3 protein-coding genes are annotated in these 2,294 nt (G+C 64.1%); 2 read left to right on the top strand and 1 reads right to left on the bottom strand.

The genetic code is table 11. The features are described 5' to 3' along the window. Positions 1-1,638: DNA gyrase C-terminal beta-propeller domain-containing protein (locus tag Q0C64_RS12270; RefSeq protein ID WP_294124125.1), on the top strand; the 1,638-nt coding region annotated here is incomplete at its 5' end. A 26-nt stretch (positions 1,639-1,664) separates the two neighbouring features. Here Q0C64_RS12270 and Q0C64_RS12265 read toward each other — a convergent pair. Beyond that, the gene (locus tag Q0C64_RS12265) at positions 1,665-2,096 is read right to left on the bottom strand and encodes a DUF488 domain-containing protein (RefSeq protein ID WP_294124124.1); all 432 of its coding nucleotides are present in this window, start codon (positions 2,094-2,096) and stop codon (positions 1,665-1,667) included. Positions 2,097-2,130: 34 nt separating this feature from the next. Here Q0C64_RS12265 and Q0C64_RS12260 point away from each other — a divergent pair. Continuing rightward, positions 2,131-2,294 (top strand): FAD-dependent oxidoreductase (locus Q0C64_RS12260; RefSeq protein WP_294124133.1); only part of this gene is annotated, 164 nt, incomplete at its 3' end.

Genomic DNA, 2,294 nt, shown 5'->3' with positions numbered 1-2,294 from the left:
CGCGAGCGCGCCCATATCCTGCTCGGCCTGGTGGTCGCGGTCACCAACCTCGACGAGGTGGTGAAGCTGATCCGTGGCTCAGCCAGCCCGGCCGAAGCACGCGAAAAGCTGATCGAGCGCGAATGGCCCGGCGACCAGATCCGCCCCTATATCGCACTGGTCGAAGCCGTGGAGCCGCAAAAGGCGGGGGAGAAATATCGGCTGAGCGAAACCCAGGTCCGGGCAATTCTGGAGCTGCGCCTCCATCGCCTGACTGCGTTGGGCCGGGACGAGATTGGCGGCGAGCTTGAAGGCCTGGCCAAAAATATCGGCGAATTGCTGGAGATCCTCAGCAATTGCGCCCGCCTCTATGAGGTGATGCGCGAGGAGTTCGACGAGGTCGAAGCCGAATTCGCAACGCCTCGCGTCGCCGAGATCACTGCCGCCTTCGACGGCCTGGAAGACGAGGACTTGATCGAAGTCGAGGACATGGTCGTGACGGTGACCATGACCGGCTATATCAAGCGCACGCCCCTTGCCTTGTTCCGCGAGCAGAAGCGTGGCGGCAAGGGCCGCTCGGGCATGAGCACCAAGGACGAAGACATCGTCACCGAACTGTTCGTCACTTCGACCCACAACCCGGTGCTGTTCTTCTCCAACACCGGCCGGGTCTACCGGATGAAAGTGTGGCGCCTGCCTGAAGGCGGCCCCACCGCCAAGGGACGGCCGATGGTCAATTTGCTGCCGCTGGCGGAGGGCGAAACCATCACCACCGTTCTACCCCTGCCGCAGGACGAAGCCGAATGGGGCGGGCTGCACATCATGTTCGCCACGGCCAAGGGAACGGTCCGGCGCAACTCGATGGATGCCTTCACCAATATCCCAACCGCCGGCAAGATAGCGATGAAGTTCGGCACGTCAGAAGAAGGCGAAGAGGGCGAGGAAGATAATCTCGACCGGATCATCGGCGTCGAGCTGCTTACCGAAGAAGACGACGTCCTGCTCGCTACGCGCAACGGCAAGGCGATCCGCTTCAGGTCGACCGACGTCCGCGAATTCCAGAGCCGCGCCTCGATGGGCGTCCGGGGGGTCCGGTTGCAGGGCGACGACCAGGTCATTTCCATGTCGATTCTTCGCCGCGTCGGCACCACGCCCGAAGAGCGCGAGGCCTATCTCCGCTGCCCGGCCTGGCGGGAAAAGGACGAGGAATGCACGCTTCCCGCCGAGCGTTACGCGGCGCTGGCCGAAGGCGAGCAGTTCCTGCTGACCGTCACCGAAAATGGCTATGGCAAGCGATCATCGACCTATGAGTATCGCCGCACCAATCGCGGCGGCCAGGGGATCATCAACATCGTCACCAGCGAGCGCAACGGCGGCGTGGTCGCCAGCTTCCCGGTCAAGCCTGGTGAATCGCTGATGCTGGTCACCGACCAGGGCAAGATGATCCGCACCACGGTCGGCGACATCCGCATCGCCGGCCGCAATACCCAGGGCGTCACCATCTTCAATGTCGCCGACCAGGAGAAGGTCGTGTCGGTCGCCAAGATCGACGAAAGCGACGAGGAAGAGGTCGAACTGGACGGTGGTGACGAGATTGCGCCGGAAAGTGGTGGAGATACGTCCGAAGACCTGGCTGCCGGGCCCGACGACGGTCAATAGTAGAAAGGCCAAGCCCCCGCCGGCTGTCAGGGAAACAGGTGGGTGACTTCGGCGTCAGGCGCTTCTGCCGCCAGGAGCAGAGTGCGATGGCAGTGGGCGGGATCGCGTTCGTAGCAGAGCAGTGCGCTGGGTGCTTCCGCGGTCAACTCCCGCATCTGCTGCGACTGGACCATGGCTTCCGGCAGTTCGAGCTGGCCGGCGTAGATCCGCTCGAGCTCGTCCTGACGCCCCGCCCGCGCCGCCGTGCGGCCGTCGGCAGGCGTGCCGAGCGCCTTGAGGTGGACATAGTCGATCCCGACTTCGGCCAGCGCATTCCTGAGCGGATTCTTGGAGAAGCCCGGCCGGCGTGAATTGGGCACCGCCCTGATATCGATCACCCGTTTGACCCCGGCTTGTTGGAGCGCGGTGAGGAATTCCCCCATCGTCGTCGCTTCATAGCCGATGGTGAAGATGCGCATGGACGCATTCTAGGTGAGAGCCTAGGGGAGCGCCATGTCCTATGACGTGCATATCATCGGTGGCGGGCTGGCCGGATCCGAGGCCGCCTGGCAGCTGGCCGAGGCGGGCCTGAAAGTGCGCCTGAGCGAGATGCGCGGGGGCGGCGACATGACCCCGGCGCATGAGAGCAACCGGCTGGCGGAGATGGTCTGCTCCAA

The organism is Sphingomonas sp. (genome assembly GCF_023266535.1).
Taxonomy (GTDB): Bacteria; Pseudomonadota; Alphaproteobacteria; order Sphingomonadales; family Sphingomonadaceae; genus Sphingomicrobium.
Note: the sequence above shows the minus strand (reverse complement) of the source record. Positions and strands in the feature narration are given on the sequence as shown.